The organism is Methylobacterium sp. WL9, assembly GCF_008040035.1.
GTDB lineage: Bacteria > Pseudomonadota > Alphaproteobacteria > Rhizobiales > Beijerinckiaceae > Methylobacterium > Methylobacterium thuringiense.
In genome coordinates, this window is the sequence record NZ_VRVE01000006.1 from 1 (window position 1) to 17826 (window position 17826).

General features: G+C 65.1%; 15 protein-coding genes. 4 read left to right on the plus strand and 11 right to left on the minus strand.

Going from position 1 to position 17826, the window contains the following annotated elements; all coding sequences use genetic code 11:
- Positions 1-1812: SwmB domain-containing protein (locus tag FV217_RS03830; RefSeq protein ID WP_246682714.1), on the plus strand; the 1812-nt coding region annotated here is incomplete at its 5' end.
- Positions 1813-2139: 327 nt separating this feature from the next.
- A complete protein-coding gene (locus FV217_RS03835; protein ID WP_147814483.1) occupies positions 2140-2751 on the plus strand; it encodes a recombinase family protein in 612 nt (203 codons plus the stop codon).
- Positions 2752-2807: 56 nt separating this feature from the next.
- On the opposite strand, the gene FV217_RS03840 is transcribed toward FV217_RS03835, so the two are convergent.
- The 8 genes from FV217_RS03840 to FV217_RS03880 all read right to left on the minus strand — a co-directional run bounded on the left by FV217_RS03840 (position 2808) and on the right by FV217_RS03880 (position 13294).
- On the minus strand, positions 2808-3164 hold the full coding sequence (locus FV217_RS03840) for a hypothetical protein (protein WP_147814485.1): 357 nt from the start codon (positions 3162-3164) through the stop codon (positions 2808-2810).
- A 223-nt stretch (positions 3165-3387) separates the two neighbouring features.
- Positions 3388-3717, minus strand: coding sequence for a hypothetical protein (locus tag FV217_RS03845; RefSeq protein WP_187272420.1), 330 nt, complete (start codon positions 3715-3717; stop codon positions 3388-3390).
- 850 nt (positions 3718-4567) lie between these two features.
- Positions 4568-7252, minus strand: coding sequence for an AAA family ATPase (locus tag FV217_RS03855; protein ID WP_147814489.1), 2685 nt, complete (start codon positions 7250-7252; stop codon positions 4568-4570).
- Between the two features lie 1055 nt (positions 7253-8307).
- Positions 8308-8556 carry a hypothetical protein gene (locus FV217_RS03860; RefSeq protein ID WP_147814490.1) on the minus strand — a complete coding sequence of 83 codons (249 nt, stop codon included), beginning with the start codon at positions 8554-8556 and terminating at the stop codon, positions 8308-8310.
- Between the two features lie 645 nt (positions 8557-9201).
- Positions 9202-10548 (minus strand): site-specific integrase, encoded by a 1347-nt coding sequence (locus FV217_RS03865; RefSeq protein WP_147814491.1) that lies wholly within the window; start codon positions 10546-10548, stop codon positions 9202-9204.
- Between the two features lie 274 nt (positions 10549-10822).
- Positions 10823-11311 (minus strand): hypothetical protein, encoded by a 489-nt coding sequence (locus tag FV217_RS03870; protein ID WP_147814492.1) that lies wholly within the window; start codon positions 11309-11311, stop codon positions 10823-10825.
- Positions 11312-11495: 184 nt separating this feature from the next.
- The gene (locus FV217_RS03875; RefSeq protein WP_147814493.1) at positions 11496-12152 is read right to left on the minus strand and encodes a methyltransferase; all 657 of its coding nucleotides are present in this window, start codon (positions 12150-12152) and stop codon (positions 11496-11498) included.
- Positions 12149-13294, minus strand: coding sequence for a glycosyltransferase family 4 protein (locus FV217_RS03880; RefSeq protein ID WP_147814681.1), 1146 nt, complete (start codon positions 13292-13294; stop codon positions 12149-12151). Before FV217_RS03880 ends, FV217_RS03875 begins: the two co-directional genes overlap by 4 nt.
- A 101-nt stretch (positions 13295-13395) precedes the next feature.
- Between FV217_RS03880 and FV217_RS03885 the strand changes: the two genes are divergently transcribed.
- Together FV217_RS03885 and FV217_RS03890 are read left to right on the plus strand one after the other, a co-directional pair.
- The gene (locus FV217_RS03885; protein WP_147814494.1) at positions 13396-14553 is read left to right on the plus strand and encodes a DNA topoisomerase IB; all 1158 of its coding nucleotides are present in this window, start codon (positions 13396-13398) and stop codon (positions 14551-14553) included.
- Between the two features lie 236 nt (positions 14554-14789).
- Positions 14790-15362 carry a thermonuclease family protein gene (locus FV217_RS03890; protein WP_147814495.1) on the plus strand — a complete coding sequence of 191 codons (573 nt, stop codon included), beginning with the start codon at positions 14790-14792 and terminating at the stop codon, positions 15360-15362.
- A gap of 16 nt (positions 15363-15378) precedes the next feature.
- On the opposite strand, the gene FV217_RS03895 is transcribed toward FV217_RS03890, so the two are convergent.
- The 3 genes from FV217_RS03895 to FV217_RS03905 form a co-directional block, all read right to left on the minus strand.
- Positions 15379-16041, minus strand: coding sequence for a response regulator transcription factor (locus tag FV217_RS03895; RefSeq protein WP_147814496.1), 663 nt, complete (start codon positions 16039-16041; stop codon positions 15379-15381).
- A 213-nt stretch (positions 16042-16254) separates the two neighbouring features.
- Entirely contained in the window at positions 16255-17151 is an 897-nt protein-coding gene (locus FV217_RS03900) for a diguanylate cyclase (RefSeq protein ID WP_147814497.1), read from the minus strand.
- Between the two features lie 167 nt (positions 17152-17318).
- Positions 17319-17747, minus strand: coding sequence for a hypothetical protein (locus tag FV217_RS03905; RefSeq protein WP_147814498.1), 429 nt, complete (start codon positions 17745-17747; stop codon positions 17319-17321).
- Positions 17748-17826: the final 79 nt, after the last annotated feature.

Consider the following 17826-nt stretch of genomic DNA (forward strand, 5'->3'; position numbering starts at 1 on the left):
GGGGCTCTCGATGCCATCGAGTTCCTCACGGGGGATGGCGATCTCATCGATCTGTCGGCGATCGACGCGAACACGAACGCACCCGGTACCCAGGGCTTCAGCTTCATCGGCACAGGCGCCTTCACGGGTCAGGCTGGGCAGTTGCGCTACCAGAAGGGTACGGGGGCGCAGAACGGCACGCTGGTCATCAGCGCCGACCTGAACGGCGACAGCCTGGCCGACTTCCAGTTCCTCGCCGGCGGCTCTTCAATCCTGAGCGCGAGCAACTTCATCCTCGGAGGGGGCGGTGGCGGCAGCGACACCACACCGCCGACGCTGAGCATCACCACGAACGATGCGCAGCTCACCGCTGGCGAAACTGCGACCCTGACCTTCAGCTTCAGCGAGCCGGTGGCGGGCTTCAGCCAAAACGACATCACGCCAATCAACGGTCAGTTGAGCGCCTTCACGTCGGTCAACACCTCGATCTACACGGCCGTGTTCACGCCAACGTCGAACGTCACCGGCCAGGGCAGCGTCGCGGTCGCGGCAGGCAGCTACACCGACGTGGCTGGCAACACCGGCGGGGCGGGCACCCTCAGCTTCAGCGTCAACACCGTCACTGCGCCGAGCGACACCACACCGCCCGTGTACCAGTCGGCGAACGTGAACGGCGCTACCTTGGTTCTGACCTACAACGAGGCCCTCGACAGCGCGAACCCGCCTGCACCGGGCGCCTTCGCGGTCAGGGTCGGCGGCAATCTCGTCGCTGTCAGCAGCGCCAGTGTGAACAGCGCCGCCCACACGGTCAGCCTGACGTTGGCGTCCGCCGTGACGGCCAGCCAGTCGGTGACGGTGGCCTATACCGATCCGACCGCCGGCAACGACATCCTCGCGATCCAGGATCTCGCCGGCAACGATGCAGCCAGCTTGGGGGCGATGAGCGTGCCCAATACGACCCCGCCAGCCGGCGACACGACACCGCCGGTGTACCAGACGGCAAGCGTGAACGGCACGAGCCTGGTGCTGACCTACGGCGAGGCGCTGGACGCCAGCAACACACCGCTGCCGAGTGCCTTCGCCGTCACCGCCGGCGGCAACGCGGTCGGTGTGAGCGGTGTGATCGTCAACAGCGCGAACCGGACGGTGACGCTCACGCTCGCCTCGGCGGTGCCGGCCGGGCAAGCCGTCAGCCTGACCTACACCGACCCGTCTGTCGGCAACGACCCCCGCGCCATCCAGGATCTGGCCGGCAACGACGCTGCCAGCGTGACGATCACGAACATCAACAACACCACGCCAGGCACGACGACACCGCTGACCATCAACGGCACCGAGGCCGACAACGTGATCGTCGGTGGCGCCGGCAATGACACGCTGCGCGGCAATGGCGGCAACGACACCATCAATGGCGCGGCCGGCAACGACTACGTCTCAGGCGGAGCCGGCAACGACCTACTGACCGGTGGCCCCGGCACCGACACCATCTATGGCGGGGCTGGTGCCGATCGCTACGTGTTTCAGAGCGTAGCCGACTTTGGTCCGGCCGGGGCTCTCGATGCCATCGAGTTCCTCACGGGGGATGGCGATCTCATCGATCTGTCGGCGATCGACGCGAACACGAACGCACCCGGTACCCAGGGCTTCAGCTTCATCGGCACAGGCGCCTTCACGGGTCAGGCCGGGCAGTTGCGCTACCAGAAGGGCACCGGCGCGCAAGGCGGCTCACTGATCGTCGGCGCCGACCTGAACGGCGACAGCGTGGCCGACTTCCAGTTGCAAGCAGGCGGCTCTCCGAGCCTAACCGCGAGCAACTTCATCCTCGGAGGCTGAAAGACGGGCGAGCGGTTCTCTGTGCAGCAACTGCAGCAACTGCTGTCAAAGGGTGCATGAGGATCCTCGACCAATGCGACATGCCTACGCGCGAACACACGGACCGGACGGTCACGCTCCTATGGCAAGATTAGGTCGGAAGCAGCATGTCCGCTTTCGGGTAAAGGATTAAAGACCGCTCTTCACCCAAAGCAGCCGATTGAGCCGGTCCTGTTTGGGTATGCTCTTCCTGGACCAGCCGCACGGAGGGTTCAGAAAACAAGCTTGACCATTCAAACTGAACCGCCCTAATATAAACCATCCAAAGCAGACCGATGGCGGTTCACGATGTTCGTTCGGGCCTATCTCCGTGCCAGCACCTCAGATCAGGATGCGAACCGAGCTCGCGATGCCGTCGAAGCCTTTGCGACGGAGCACGGTCTGCACGTTGCGAGCTGGTACGTCGAGAACGAGAGCGGGTCGAAGCTAAGCCGACCCGAGCTGTTCCGGCTCCTTAAGGATGCCCATCCCGGTGACATCCTGCTGGTGGAGCAAGTCGACCGCCTGTCCCGTCTCACGGCTGACGACTGGGACAAGCTGAAGGCCGAGCTCAGCATCCGTCGCGTACGCGTCGTGGCGCTGGACCTACCCACGTCGTGGATGATGGCAACGACCAAGACAGACGCCTTCACCCTCCGCCTGTTCGAGGCCGTCAACGGAATGATGCTGGACGTGCTCGCTGCCGTTGCGCGCAAGGACTACGAGGATCGGCGCAGACGGCAAGCCGAGGGCCAGGCGAAGGCCAAGGCCGAGGGCCGCTACAAAGGCCGTCCTGAGGACGCTCAGCGCAACCAGAGCATCGCGACCATGCTCGACAAGGGTATGTCGTGGTCCCAGGTGCAGAACGCGATCGGATGCAGCCGGGCCACAATCGCAAAGGTTGCTAAGCGGGCAGCCTGACATGCGAAAGGCGCGCCGGTGAAAGCGCGCCTTCGGACAGTTGCGAGGGATGTGGATCAGCTGGCTCTGCAAGGGGCGCCAAGCCGTTTCGCTACTTCAGCTAGGGCGCGGATATAGGCGGAACTGCCTACCACCTCCGTGTGGAACCAGCCCGAGCCCTCCTCATCTTCGTCGGCCTCGAAGCGAGGGAACGCGTTTTGCAGCGTTCGAATACGTGGAGAGAGCATTTCATGAACAAATTGCAGTGTCATATCTTTGTCGAAGACAACTTCTAAAGTCAGCTCATCCGGCGCATCATCTTCTGCTAGAAGATAATCTTCTCCAGTAATTTGACAAGATGGCATGCCCATATCTCGGACGATAGGCATGCGCGACAGCATTACGGTGCTGTTATGATTTGACGAGATCTGCATGGCTTGTCTGCTCCGTCTCGATTGCGGCTGACCGCCGCAAAACAGGCGTACCTCATGATTATTTACTTGGCAACCACAGTAATCGTCCGTTTTGTATAAAAACAATGGCGGACAAAACGGACGATTACTGTAAGCGCTTGATTGAATTGACGCGCGCCGTACGGTTCGTCGGCTTTGTCTCCGGTGGCCGATCAATAATAATAATTTCGGCGATCACAGCCGCCTAGGCGTAGATGCCCGTCTGCGGGCCTGCCTCGTCGACCTGTTCCTCGGTCACAGCCTGTAGATCTGCGATCCGGGCTTCGCCGGCCCTGATGAATGCCTGAAGCTCCGCGGCGGTCATCTCGTGCGGGGGCTTGTCGGGCTCCTCCGCCGCCGCGCTCATATAACCGGCCACGCGGAAGATGGTCGTCGCAGCCGTAGCGCGGGCCGGTGCCGGCGCCTTCTTATCGCGACATACATCGAGAGCGGCACCATAGGCGGCCTCGACGCCCTCGGTGCGAATCCTCTCGATGAGTTCGCGCCGCGTCCCATCCGCTGATTTCTTGGTCATGCGAAGATATCTCCAAGCGGCGGTGACATATCGGACAGGTGTCTGGATGCGCGGCGTTCAGCATCACCTCCGCAGGTTTGCTCACGCGCAGTTTGGGCAACCTCCCGCTCAGCTGCTTCCCGCGCCTCTGTCTCGAGGACGAATTTGCGAACGGCGGCAGCTTGCTTGCGATCCGCACGCGCTCGTGCCCGCTGCGCGGCCGGTCCTGGTTTACGTGCTCGATGCCAATCCTCGTGGGCCTTCCGCCGTTCGGGCGTCATCTCAGCCAGGCGTGTGGCTCGCTTGCGGGCCTGGCGCTCGCGGTCCTTGAGCTTGCGATGAACCTTGCCCATTGCGTCAGCGCTGTTCCGCTCAGGCCATTGAGGTTGATGCCAGCCGTCCTTCTTCGGCGTCTTGCCGCCGTGTAAGCGGCACCGGCCGTTCGCCATTGCGTGATTGCGGCAGGGCTCACCGCTGGTCCTGCACTTGGCACCGCACCTTGGGCCTTCGGCGAACCGGGACAGGTTCAATCTGGCCTGCCGTAGAACAACCTCCCGGAATCTATCCGACGCCCACCATCGGCGTTGTGCGGGCGTTCCTCCGCGAACTCCTCCGTAACGTGAGACCATCGGGGGCTAGTCCTTCAATCGGTAGCGTAAGGTATGGCCCAGTGGGGGCTTAGCCGCGCCCACTACGCCTACGGAGGGAGGACGCATCAAAGCGTCTCCCTCTCTCCGTAGGAGAGGAAAATCTGCATGACCTTGATCGTTGAAATCATTGAGCTTTTTGCCCATGCAGATTTGGTTTACGATCTGTATGACCTTGATCGAACTGCGCAGCGCTAATTTCTCAATGATTTCAACGATCAAGGTCATGCAAATATGCCAGGATCTGCATGACCTTGATCACCTTCATTGCCGAGCGTTTTTGTCTCTGAAACTGACATACGCCACGGCGCTTTAGGGCCGACGCCGTCCTGGAAAACGCGAACAACGACATTTTGTCCGTCCTCGCGAACCTGCACCCCTTGCGATCCAAGAGAGCCTTTCACGAGTTCCGTGACGTGCTGGCGGGTTCGGGACGTAGTCACCCCTGCCTCCGCCAGTTCGGCAGAAACATCCGCCCAAATACCGGATAGCAGCGCGTCGCTCTTTCCACGGAGTGCTCGTACGCAAGCCTCGGCGACAGCAACCCGCTTTGCTCGAGCATCAACAGAGGGCGCCCGAGCACCAGCCCGACGATCTCCGCCCAAGCCGACGACCTGAAGGACAGGAGCCGTGTCGCCCGACCTTCGAAGCATCTGGGCAGGCGTACCGTCGAAAAGCTCTCCGGCCGATCCGACTGCGCTGGTGTCCCCGTTTCCAACCTGAACTGACATACGTCTGAGAAGTGTCGGTACCGACGGCTTCACTCCGTGGCTGGTCTTCGCGTAGTCGAGGCTTACGAGACCGTTCGGCTCTTCGTACCCCCACTTGGCCGCTTCCGCAGGGTCGACATTCGTCAGCGTAAAAATGCTTCGCATCTTGCCGGCCACGGAAAAGGCACCCCGGCCTGCGCCCATATCGCCCGCCGCATTTCGCGTCGTCTTGGACGTATGGTGGATCACCATGATCGAGACGTTGAGCCGGTTGGCGTCGCTGGTGATCTCCTGCGACATGGCGTTGCCGTCGTCGGTGCTGTTCTCGACGAGACCACGTCCGAGGCTGACCATCGGATCGAGAACCACGAAGACAGCGCCAGTCTTATTGATCAGAGCGCACAAAACGTCCGCGCCGGAAGCGCGTTTTGGCGCCGCGTTTGTTCCCGTCCGTTCCATGTAATACAGCGGCTCATCGAGACCCGACCACAGGTGGATGGGGTGCTTCAACGCAGTTATGCCATAGTGCTTCATGGCGGCGGCCAGGCGCCGCTGCATCTCTTCTTGCCGATCTTCAGCGTTGTAGATGATCACCGGTCCGGTTAGGTGAAGGCGCTCGTGCCCGACGGCCGGTTCGCCCCGAAGAATGCTTTCGTCTCCCGTTGCGACGGCTAGGGCATCACGAAATGCAAGGGTGGACTTCGAAACGCCGGGCTCACCAATGCATTGTGCGGCGTCTCCCAGGGGCAGCCGCGGCTCTACTACCCACCGGCGAGTAGGTATGGTTGTCGGGTCTAGCGGACCGGTGACTGTCAGCAGACCGCGCGGCAACCTCGCCGTACCAAGGGCGGACGGGGCCTCGAGAGTTGTTGCCTTAGCAGCGGCTACAGGATCGAAGTGGCGCTCCGCCCCCTGGTGAAGTCGCTGCCAGTCCTGACCAACCGCTGTCGCGAGCATAGGTAGCGCCGAGGCTCGCGTGCAATCGCGTTCAAGTGGCGGTCCGCCCAGCCTGTTCATCAGCCACGCGAGTGCTTCGCCTTCGGTCGGTCGACGAACGGACGTGTCGAGCTCGCCGATGACGGCATAGGGTTGATCGCAGCTGTCTCCGTACTCAGGGCTGCCACCGAACGAGATGCTTCCGTCGGCTTCGACAGCCCCGAACTCGCAGACGAGTGTGATCGGGTCGTGCGCTCGCTCGGTGCCGAAATCGTAGAAGCCGTCCGGGTAGATGACCAAGTCTTCCTGGAGACCCTCCCGGAAGAGCATCTCGCCACTGATGCGCCACTCTCGATCCGGTTGCCCCTGAGAGCAGTCGAGGAGAGCCGGTACCCACCGGTCTCGTCGACGCGCGATTTCGCGCATGACCGTTTGCGCCGGACCGAGCGGCAGATCCTGCGACGTCGATCTGCGCGACGCATTCTTGTTCTGTATGACCTGGCCACCAGCGGATGTTACCGCCGACAAGATCTCTTCCCAGAGCGCATCGAGTGCGGCGAGTGTCAGGCAGGGAAGGTCGGTAAACTTCCGGCCGGCCAGCCCGGGAGCCTCGAGGCCATAGTCCGTTCCGCTCGGATGTTTGCCGGCGATCACGAGCTGCTGGCCGACACCCAACAGGTCGATACCGTGATCGCGATCGTCACTAGGCAGGCGGAACGCAAGGCGGCGCTTCCAGACCGATCCATCGACACGAAACAGGAAGGCCCGGCGGGGGGACGAGCCTCTCGTGCGGACGAGGACCCCTCTGCCGACTCGGTGCCTGACCAATCCGTCGAGAACGGCAGCCAGTCCCGGCGCCTCGACGTCGATGTCGAGCGCCGGCAGCACCTCGGTCCTGATGCAGAGCCCGGCATTCGGCCAGGCGCGCCAACGGGTCACGTCCTGCGTCGTGGTTCTGTGCCGCGGCCAACCCAGATAGCCATGCCACCGGTTCGACCCCTCGTACCTTCCCGGAACTTTCCCGCGATTTTCTGCCAAGCGCGGTGCCGTGACAGCATTTGGAGGCATGACCGGCAAAAGGGCCTCTGCAAGACCTGCAGCAACCCATGGATCGACAGCATTTGTGAACGGCGAAGCGACAACACCGGCATCGATTGGACGAGCATGTCCATTCACATTGTTAAGCGCCCCGGCGAGCTGTGCGCTCAAGATTTCGCCGAAGTTGTTTGGCGACGGCGATTCGTCTATATTCCGGAAAGTCATGAAAGGTCTCCCGGCCAGGCACCTCTGCAAAAGGTGTCTGGCCGACTCCGTTAATGAGTGTTGTCGATGACGAGGTGCAGATGTGCGCCGCGTCGGACCGCCCGCTTCCGAGCGACAGTCGCCTCAGCCAAGGCGCTAAGGACGTCTTTCAGGCTCGTCACGGTGACGAGGATAGGACCGGTGCCTTCCGCAGGCTCGACCTGGAGCCGACCGTCGACCGCACAGTCTCGAGCCCAAGAGTAGGACCGCCCGGCGATCCGCGCGGCCTCAGCAAGCGTCACAAGATCATGGTGCTGCCAGGAAGGCAGCGGTCGGAGATGTGTCGGCAAAGCACGTCCTCATGGGTCGAGCCGAAGCTGGGCGTTCTGCGTGTTCAATAACAGCAAGCTCACGCCGCAGGTTTAGACACGCGCCGAGGGCGTCTTGGGGAGGTGCGGTCGAACTCCCGCATGACCACGATCAAATGGTTTGTCGCGAGTAGGATGAGATCGCGCCATTCGGGATCGGCACTGCCGAGCCTTCTGCGGAATGCCTTGCCGGCGTTACGGACCTGATGCCGGCTGACTCCTGGGCCCAACCGACGCGCCACAGCTTCGTGAACGCTGTTATCCCGCGCGCCGGGTCCGGCCCGGGTCACTTCGTCGGCATACGCAGCCCAGATGACGTTCAAGGGCCAACCGTGTTCTCTCGGCCTCCCAGGCTTTCGGCCTGGATGAGCCCTGCCGTCGTCGGGATCCTGAAAGCGCAACAACTCCGCTTCGTCGTCGAGCAGTGTCTCTAACCAGGCGGGTCTTGGGCCCTTAGGCATCCCCATTTTTTCGAACACGGGAACGACGATGCAGGCTCGAACGAACTCGAACGAGTGCATCCACAGACGCGGCTCCTTTTGTATGGCGTTTAGCGCCAAGACAGGGCGGATCTCGGGGCTTGTGCTCTGCCACGGAGGTTCGGGCTCGCCGCCGGATTCGAAGTGCCCGGCGTATTGAGCAAGACGGGAGCCGGGTGGCGCAGTACCCGCAATGCTCGGCGAACGTGGGTAAGAAGCACCCATGGGTTCAGCTCAGCGCGGCGCGAGCCGCTTCAGCCCGCTTGGCACGGGCGGCGGCGCCGCGGTCGGAAGGCTTCCACGGCTCGGCACGGCCGATGAAAGCAATGAGGCTGGACGTGTCGACCAGAGTGCGGCCGGCGAGACGAACGAAGGTAAGAACGCCTTCCTTCTCCGCCTTGTAGAGCGCCGCTTCGGAGACCTGCGCGATTTCGCTGGCCACGGCGAGTTGCTGGTGCGGGCGATCCTGCCAGCGCATCCGAGCTTGGGCAGCTGGGCGCTCCTTTAATCGCGAGCCCGATGGAGTTGCGGGTCGGCACTCGACGGCAAGCCGCGTTCCCTGAGGTCTGGTGGTCTGCATATTCGTCACCCCTGTCGATGTGACGAGAGATAACCATGAGAACAGACGGCGACGTCAGCCGAGAGAATCAGCAGGCGCTAACCTATTCAGCCGTATCGGTTTTAGGTGGAAAGTCTGATGGTCTGTTAATTGATCCCGAACCTCCGGTCTGGCTGCTGTGCACTCTTTTGATCTCGGCGCGGGTACGGGTGAGTTTCCTCTTAACAGCCTCGGCCGTGAGCCCATTCTCGCTTGCCAGCCTCGCGGCATAGCCAGGCTGATTCAGGCCGTTGAGGCTCCGCACGATCCAAATCGTTTCTTCGCTCGAAGTCTGACCCCACCGCCCATTGGCGCCTTCCCGAAATTCGTAGATCGGTTTCGGGGGGCCGTGCGCGGCTTTGAACGAATCCCCGTCCGGCACGGCACGAGGAGGCGCTGTACCGGTAAGACGCCGCTTCACCACCGGCTGACCGGCCTTGATTGAACTCGGTTCGGTGTTCCGCAGCGGACGACCCAGGATTCTCCCACCCCTGGTAACCTTCGTTCGTGCCCGCGGCCGCTGGGTCATGCCGCCGCCTCGGCGACCGGTCGCAACGGCGTCACGGCGATCGATGTCAGCGGTGTAATCGCCCGCCGCGCTAACTCCTCCGTCGCGTCCACGATGTGAGCCGAATAATGCTCCTCAATCATTTCGACCGACGTGTCGTGAAGCGCGGCGACGAGACGGACAGGAAGGCCAACAGCGAGGCCGCGCACGATCGAGCTGTGCCGGAAGCACATCATGATCGTCGCAGGCGGCGCCCCAGCGTATTTCACGGCCGCTTCCCATTCGTGTCGAGCGGCGCTCGATGAAGACCAAGGGCGACGATCCACGCGCGCCCATCCCGATTGCGCGGCTCCTTCCGTGCGGGCGTGATGCCAGTGCAGCAATAGCGGTTCGTGTCCGCGACGGCCGTTTAAAATTGGTTCGAGGCGCGTAACGACGTCGCCGCCAATGGGGATAGCCGCAGGTGGTCCGTCTTTCGGACGGCGCCCTTTCTTGGCTGGCGGCATCAGAATGCGTGAGCGTGCGACCTGCACGTTCGAAACAGTCAATCGGGCGATCTGTGAAATCCTGGCACCCGTTGCTGCCAGAATGAGAATCAATCGCCCGAAATCTCCTGTTTCGTCGATGGCGAACGCCGCTTCGACGAGACGTCTTATCTCGAAGTCGGGCAGGATCTGATGGTCTCGGGCATTGCGGTCGCCCGGAACGGCCTTCGTCCCGTGCTTGATCTCGGCGGCAATGGTCGGGGGAAGGCTAGCCCGGTGAATGTCGACCGCGTGGTTCAGGGCGGCACGAACCTGAGACAGGACCGAATTAATCGTTCGTGCCGTTAGCGGTTCGCCTCGAACCTCTGCCGCCCTGGCCGTAAAGGCGGCCCTCCAGACATGAATCTTTGACGTCGTCAGACGATCCAGCCGGCAATCCGCGAACGTCCGATGCGGGGCCACATGGTTTCGAAACGTCCCGGCCATGTAGCTCTTAGGCGCCCCGATCCGGGCAGCATGGACGACGGTATAGGCTTCTAGCGCCTGCGCGACGGTAGCTACGGCTGCCCGCTCGCCGAAGCTTTCGTCCTCCAATGCGCGAACTCGCGACCTTGCCCAGGCGAGCGCCGCGGTCACGGCGGCTGGGAAAGTTAGGGCCCCGTCTTCGGCGTCTGCATCGTCGGCAGGTGCTAATCTCTCCTCTATCCGCTTGCCGTCTATGACAAGCTTGACGACCCAAGCGCCTGACCCGCGTCGGGGCTTCCGGTAACCGAGCGAAACACCGCCGCGTCCGCCCGAGACGCCGTGCCAGTAGGGATTTCTGCTTGTTGCCAGCCGAGCCCGCTTGGCGATGGTATCGAACGGGATTGGCTTCGCCATGTTTCGTCTCACACGCCGTCTCACACGAGGCGCATGCGAACTATGAGATGGAGGAGCGAATTTTTCCAGTAATATCTGCGAGTTGCACCATCACAGACATCACAGATATGAAAACATCAGCCTTCCAAGCTGAATACCCGGGTTCGATTCCCGGTACCCGCTCCAAACGGCTCTCATACGCAGGGCGCGGCAGGGTGCCGCCGCGTCTCGCTCCGCTGAGGCAATCACCCTGTCGGAGACCCGAGCCTGATCGGCCCGGGCCCGGCGCGGCTGGTCAGACCTTCAGCCGCTTGTTGCACTCCGAGTAATATCCGCCGCCCTTCATGATCCAGTTCAGGCCGCCGTTGCCGCCGTTGGCCTTGTTGACGTTGTACTGGTCGAGGCAGGTCTTCTGACGCTGCTTGCCGGCGGATTCGCTGGCGTATTTCGGGTCGATCTTGCTCGGGAAGACCGCGGAGCCGGAGGCCGCCGGGGTCGTCGGCTTCGCGGTCGGTTCGGGCTTGGCGGCGGTCTGGGTCGGAGCGGGCTTGGCCGCCTCCGTCGGGGCGGGTGCGGGGGCCGTGGTCGTGGTCGCCGCGGCCGGTTGCGCGTCGGCGCCGCACTGGGCCTTGCGGAAGTCGTTCCACTTCGTGGCGCCGAGCGAGCCGTCCTTCTTGGCGGCCTGGTACTTGACGGAACACTCGCTCGCGGAGAGGGCCGAGGCCGGCCCGCTCGCTGCACAGGTCATGGCGAGGATCGAGGCGGCGAGAATCAGACGAGACATGGAATGAAACCTCCCTGGCGCGGCGTTTACCAGTGTCGGCAGGGTAAGCCCGATACCCATACCTGAGAAGAGTGCGCACCGGGTTTTCCCATGCCGCAGAGTGGGACGCCCGATCTTCCCGATGCTTGGTGATCGGCCGTCGCCCGGCGTCGGAGGATCGCCCTATCGGCCCCGTGCCGCGACCTCACCGGAACCGCCACACGCTCGACTGTTTGATCTCGGCATCCTCCAGCGAGCGCGTCACCGGCACCGCGTAGGTCGCGATCGCCTCCAGCCGGTCGCGGGGCAGGTAGGAGCGGCCGGGATCGCCGATGAGAACCAGGGTGCCCTGCGCCTGCAGGCCGTCGAGCCACGCCCCCACGGCACCGGCGAGGTCGCGCTCGTAGAAGATGTCGGCGGCGAGGACGCCGTCGAACGGGCCGACGCGGCCGATCAGGTCGTCGCCCGTCGCGGTGATCCGGTCGGCGACGCCGTTCTCGGCGGCGTTGAGGGGGATTGCGGCGAGGGCGAAGGCGTCGAGGTCGCTCGCCAGCACATGCGCCGCCCCGGCCTTCGCGGCGGCGATGGCGACGAGGCCGGAGCCGGAGGCGAAGTCGAGCAGGCGCTTGCCCGCAACCGTCTCGGGATGGTCGAGGATGTAGCGCGCGAGCGCCTGTCCACCGGCCCAGGCGAAGGCCCAGAACGGGGGCGGCAGGCCGATCTCTTCCAGTTCGTCCTCGGTCTTCTGCCAGAGCTCGGTCGCCTCGTCGGCGACGTGCAGCCGGATCTCTGGCGCGTAGGGCACCGGCCTGAGGCGGGTGTTGGCGCGGATGAAGCCGAGAGGATCGCGGGAGGGCGTCACGGGGAGAGCAATTCCGAATAGATCCCGGCAACCGCGCTGCCGATGGCCGCCTCCGTGTAGCCGCCCTGCAGGATGCGGGCGCGGGCCGCCTCGCCCATCCGCTCGACCAGCGCCGGGTCTCCGGCAAGCCGCATCAGCGCCGCAGCGAGCGCCTGCGCATCGCCCGGCGGCACCAGCAGTCCCTCGACGCCGTCGCGGACGAGGTCGCGGCAGCCCGGCACGTCACTGGTGAGGATCGCCCGGCCGCTGGAAGCCGCTTCCAGGAGCGTGCGCGGCAGACCCTCGCCGCCACGCGAGGGCAGGCAGCCGACGTGGTGGGCGGCAAACACGCCTGCGACGTCGCGCGTCGGCCCGTGCCAGGTGACACCGTCGCGGCTCCACGCCCGCAAAGTCGCCTCGGGGATGGCGCGGCGGTTGGAGGCGTCGGGCGCGCCGTAGAGCGAGAGCGCGACCGCGGCCCCCTGCCCTCGCGCCAGCCGCACGGCCTCGACCGCGACGTCGATGCCCTTCGACCACAGCATCCGCGCCACGATCGCAACCTCGAGCGGCGGCGGGGGCGGCAGCGGGCGCGGCACGAAGGCATCCGGGTCGACGCCGGCGCCGCCGACGATGGTCACGGCGGTGTCGGACGGATCGAGCCCGAGTGCGCGGGCATCGTCCGCGTTCTCGAACAGGTAGCGGGTGCGCCGGCTCGCCAGCGGCCCGCGGATCAGGCCCTTCAGGGCGAGCCGCGCGAGCTTGCCGGTGCGGTCCTCGCGGGCGCCGAGGAGGCCGAGGCCGGTGAGCGCGTAGACGCGGTCGGGAATGCCCGTCATCGCCGCCGCCGTGCCGCCGACGAGGATACCGCGCAGCGCGATGCAATGGACGATGTCCGCCTTCAAGGCCTTCAGGATCGCCGCGAGTTGCCCGGCGGCGTAGCCCGCCGCCATCGGGTTGAGGCTGGAGCGCTCGGCCTCCAGTTCGATCACCCGCGCGCCGGCCGCCTCGATGACGGCCCTGTGGGCGCGCACCCGCGTGATCACCGCCACCGACAGGCCCATCGCCACGGCCGCGCGCGCCATCGGCAGGAAATGCGAGGCGAAGAACCAGTCCTCCGTCACGACGAAGGCGAGGGTCTTCCTTTGCGGTATCGGGGCGTTCATCGCGGCGGGATGTAGCACGGCCTCGTCAGGTGCGGCACGGGATGCCGGAACACGCCCCGTTCGCTGCCGGTTGAGCCCTCGCGTCGCGTGAGAAAGCCAGCATGTCAGCCTGCGAGGACACCGGAACCGTCGATCCGCGCGAGGCCGCAATCGAGGCCGGCCTGCGCTACGTCGACGATTCGAAGCCGGGCCTGACGCGCAGGCGCAGCGGCACGGGCTTTTCCTTCCAGGATGCCGACGGCACCACGATCCGTGACAAAGTGCTGATCGCCCGGATCAGGAAACTCGCGATCCCTCCGGCCTATACCGACGTCTGGATCTGCCGCCATGCCAACGGCCATATCCAGGCGACGGGGCGCGACGCCAAGGGGCGCAAGCAGTACCGCTACCATCCCGAGTTCCGGCAGGCGCGCGAGACGACGAAATTCGAGCGCATCATGAGCTTCGCCGACGCACTGCCCGGCATCCGCGCCCGCATCGACGCCGATATGGGCAAGCGCGGGTTGAGCCGCGAGAAGGTGCTGGCGACGGTGGTGCACCTCCTCGAAAGTACCCTGATCCGCGTCGGCAACGACGATTACGCCCGCTCGAACAAGAGCTACGGCCTCTCTACGCTGCGCGACCGGCACGTGAAGATCTCCGGGGCCGAGCTGACCTTCCGCTTCAAGGGCAAGAGCGGCAAGGAGTGGAACCTCTCGATCCGCGACCGGCGCGTCGCCAAGATCGTCAAGGCCTGCCAGGACCTGCCGGGCCAGGAGCTGTTCCAGTATCTCGACGAAGACGGCGCGCGCCGCGACGTGACTTCGTCGGACGTCAACGCCTACCTGCGCGAGATCACGGGCCAGGATTTTACCGCCAAGGATTTCCGGACCTGGGCCGGCACGGTGCTGGCGGCGCTGGCGCTGAAGGAATTTGAGAGCTTCGACAGCGAGGCCAAGGCCAAGCGCAACGTGCGCGACGCCATCGAATCCGTCGCGAGCCGGCTGGGCAACACGCCGACGATCTGCCGGAAATGCTACATCCATCCGCAGGTCGTCGACTGCTACCTCGAAGGTGCGCTGCTGCTGCAGGTCAAGGAGGCGGTCGAGGACGAACTGGCGGAAGACCTCGACCGGCTGAAGCCCGAGGAGGCCGCCGTGCTCAGCCTGCTCCGCAACCGGCTTCAGGAAGCTGCGCCGCGCGGGACTCGGGCGAACGTGGCCCGCAAGGGCGCCTCGCGGGCGAAACCGCCCTCGGCGAAGAGCCGGCGCGCTGCCTAGAGCCGTACCCGACCCGATTGCATCGGGCCGGCGCCTCTAAGCCTTGTTGTGACGCGCCTTCTTTCGACAAACCGGCACCCACTTGGTCGGAAAGCGCTCTAAGGGGGACGGAACCCCGCGCTGCCGCCCGGCCGGCTTCGGACCGTTGCCGGCTATGCTGGATCGTTAATTGCTTTGCTCTTGGCTGTGGCGAGTCCCCGGCACCGTCGGTGCGGGGTCCGACGACGAGAGGTCCCATGAGACACGCGGCTTTCGGATTGGCTGCGATCGCCCTCCTGAGCGGCAGCGCGCGAGCCGGCGAGACGCTGACCGGCCGTGCAACCGTGATCGACGGCGACACGTTGCGCGTGCGCGGCACCGTCGTCGGCCTCGCAGGCGTCGCGGCTCCGGGCCTCGGCCAGACCTGCCAGGGCAAGGGCGGCCGGATCGTGCCGTGCGGCCGGCAGGCTGCGCGTGCGCTGTCCGAGCATATCGGCGAGGCCGTCATCGCTTGCGAGACGCGCGGTCTCGACCCGTCCCATCGTACGCTGGCGATCTGCCGCTTGGGCGGCGACGACCTGAACGCCTGGATGGTGGCGTCGGGGCTCGCGGTGTCCGACCGCTTCGTCGACACCACGTATTTCACGGACGAGACGCAGGCTTGGGCCAGACGGAACGGCCTCTGGGCCGGCGTGTTCGAGGATCCGACGGGACGGCGGCGGGGCGATTACGCCGTCGCCGCCCGCCCGATACTGACGGATGGCGAGGCCGGGGAACCCGAACGTGCCGACGGCGCCGTCGCGCTCAAACTGTCGAAGCTGGCCAGATAGGCTGTCCGCTGCCGTCTCAATGTGAGGCGACCCGGCGCGGCGGATCGACGTCGACAACCGGATCGAGGCCGAGCTGGCGGGCAAGCATCACGAGATCCTTGAGGCGTCCCGTCTGAGTCTTGCGGCGCAGATTGAGCCGGTGCGTCTCGACGGTGCGCACGGACAGCGACAGGCGCCGCGCCACCTCCTTGTTCGAGAACCCGGCGCTGAGGAAGCGTAGAACCTCCGCCTCGCGGGGCGTCAGGGACAGGGTCTCGGGAGCGGCCATCAGGACGTGGTCGCGCGTGTCCAGGCCGATCTCTGCCGTCCCGATCTCCGCCGTGGCGCCGGCGAGGCCGAGGATGACGCTGCAGACGTCGCGCACCGGCGTTCCGCGCCCGACGAAGGCGTCCGCGCCGGCCGCGAGCAGGCGGCGCAGGTCGTCCGAGCCGAGGGACTGGAAGAGGACGAGGATGCGCAGGGCGGGGTAGTTGTCGCGGAGCGACGCGATCCGCTCGCAGGCCGCCTCCGGCAGCGCGGCACGGACGCAGACGAGGGCGACGACCGTGTCCGTCTCGCCCCGGCCGAGATCTTCCTCGCCGATCGTGCGCAGCGCTGGAGTATGCTCAAGCGTGGCCCGGAAGTTCGGATCGAGCCCGGGCGGCTCGTCGACGATCAATACTCCGACGGCGTAACTCATGCCGCATTCCCCCTTGCGCGTCCCACCGCAGCACATCGCGGCCGTGTCGGGGGTATTCAGAACAAGAGTCGTTCCAGGGGTCGAATGGGTAAAAGTGGTTCGATTTCGTGACGACTCGGAGATGCCGAGATCAATCCTGTCCTGATCCGAGACAGGATATACGATTGCTTGTTAAGATTTCTTAATGGTTAGCGAAATGCGTTCCAGTCCGTCTCAGCAGGCTTTGCTGAGAGGCATGCCGCCGTCCGAGGCGACGACGCGGTCGCGTCCCGTCGCCTTCGCTTCGTACAGGGCGACGTCGGCACGCTTGAGCAGGCCGTCGACGGTGTCGCCCCTGCGCCAGGCGCTCACGCCGAAGCTGCAGGAGAGTTTCGCCGGCCCCGCCTCCACGGGGACGCGCACGGCGACGGCGCGCCGGCGCAGGCGCTCGGCGATCACCGTGGCCTCGGCGAGATCGCGATCCGGCAGCAGCAATGCGAATTCCTCACCGCCGAGCCGTCCGGCGATGCCGTTTCCGGAGATCAGCGAGGCCACCGCCTTGATCGCCTCGTCGCCGATATCGTGTCCGTAGGCGTCGTTGATCCGCTTGAAATGGTCGATGTCGAGGAGGATCGCCGCGAGACTGCCCGAAGCATCGGCATGCGCCACGGCATCCTGCGCCCGGGCCATGAAGGCGCGACGGTTCATCAGCCCGGTCAGCGGGTCCGTCTCCGCCAGCCGGATCAAGGCGCTTTGCACGGTGGTGAGCCGCTCGGCCGCCCGCAGGCGGGCATGCAGCTCCTCGGCGCTCGGCGGTTTCTCGATGAAGTCGTCGGCGCCGCTGTCGAGTGCCTCGGCCAACGTATGCGTGCAGCGCGTTGACGACATCACGATGATCGAGAGCGGCCGGCTCGCATCGCCGAGCAGGCGTGCGGACCAGCACAACTCCAGGCCGCTGATCGGACGGACCTCGAGGCTCGTAATCAGCGCAGTGATGGACGGATGCGAGGCGATGTAGTCCAGCGCTGCGGAAGAATCCGTGAACAGTTCGAGAACATGGCCGCGCGGTTCGAGGAGCCCAGCCACGAGCTTCAAGACGACGCGGCTCGAATCGACGATCGCGATGTGCATAAAGACCCTGTGTCAGTCGTCCCCGACCGCATCCAAGGTTGCATCGAAACTGCAACTAGAAGGTTAAGGCACCCGTTCTGAACTGTCCCAATGCGCGAATGCGTACGGGCGCAGATACACGCGCCCGTACGCACCGCGCGGATACGGGACCGTATGGATGGCCTGCCTCAACGGCGCGGCACCGTGACCGAGATGACGCGGACTCCGCCCTGATCCGGCTCTGCGCCCCGCGTGTTGTCCGCCCATCGCGGATCCGAACCCCGCGACAGGATCCGGGGCCCCATCCCCCTGCGCCGAGGCGCCGGCTCGTCGGCATTGATCACGGTCAGGGTCGGCGCCGCGGTCGGGGCCTGGCGGATCCCGGTCACCGTCGGCACGCCGTAGGTGCCGTAGCCCCAGGCCGGCGGGACCAATTCGCTCGGACGGGGAAAGCGCGTGAGGGGAGCGCCGATATAGTCGCCGCCGATCGCCTCGTTCGCGAACCCGTATCCGCCGGGATACCCGTCATAGCCGAAGCGCTCGCCTGCCAGCGCGCCGGAGACGGTGCCGGCGGATATCAGCGCGGCAAGGCCGAGGCCGTAGAGGGCTGCACGCATCAGATCAAACTCCCGAGTCGATGCGACACCAATCGCACCGGCTGCAGGCTCGTTCCGTCCGCCCTCACCCGGCCAGCGG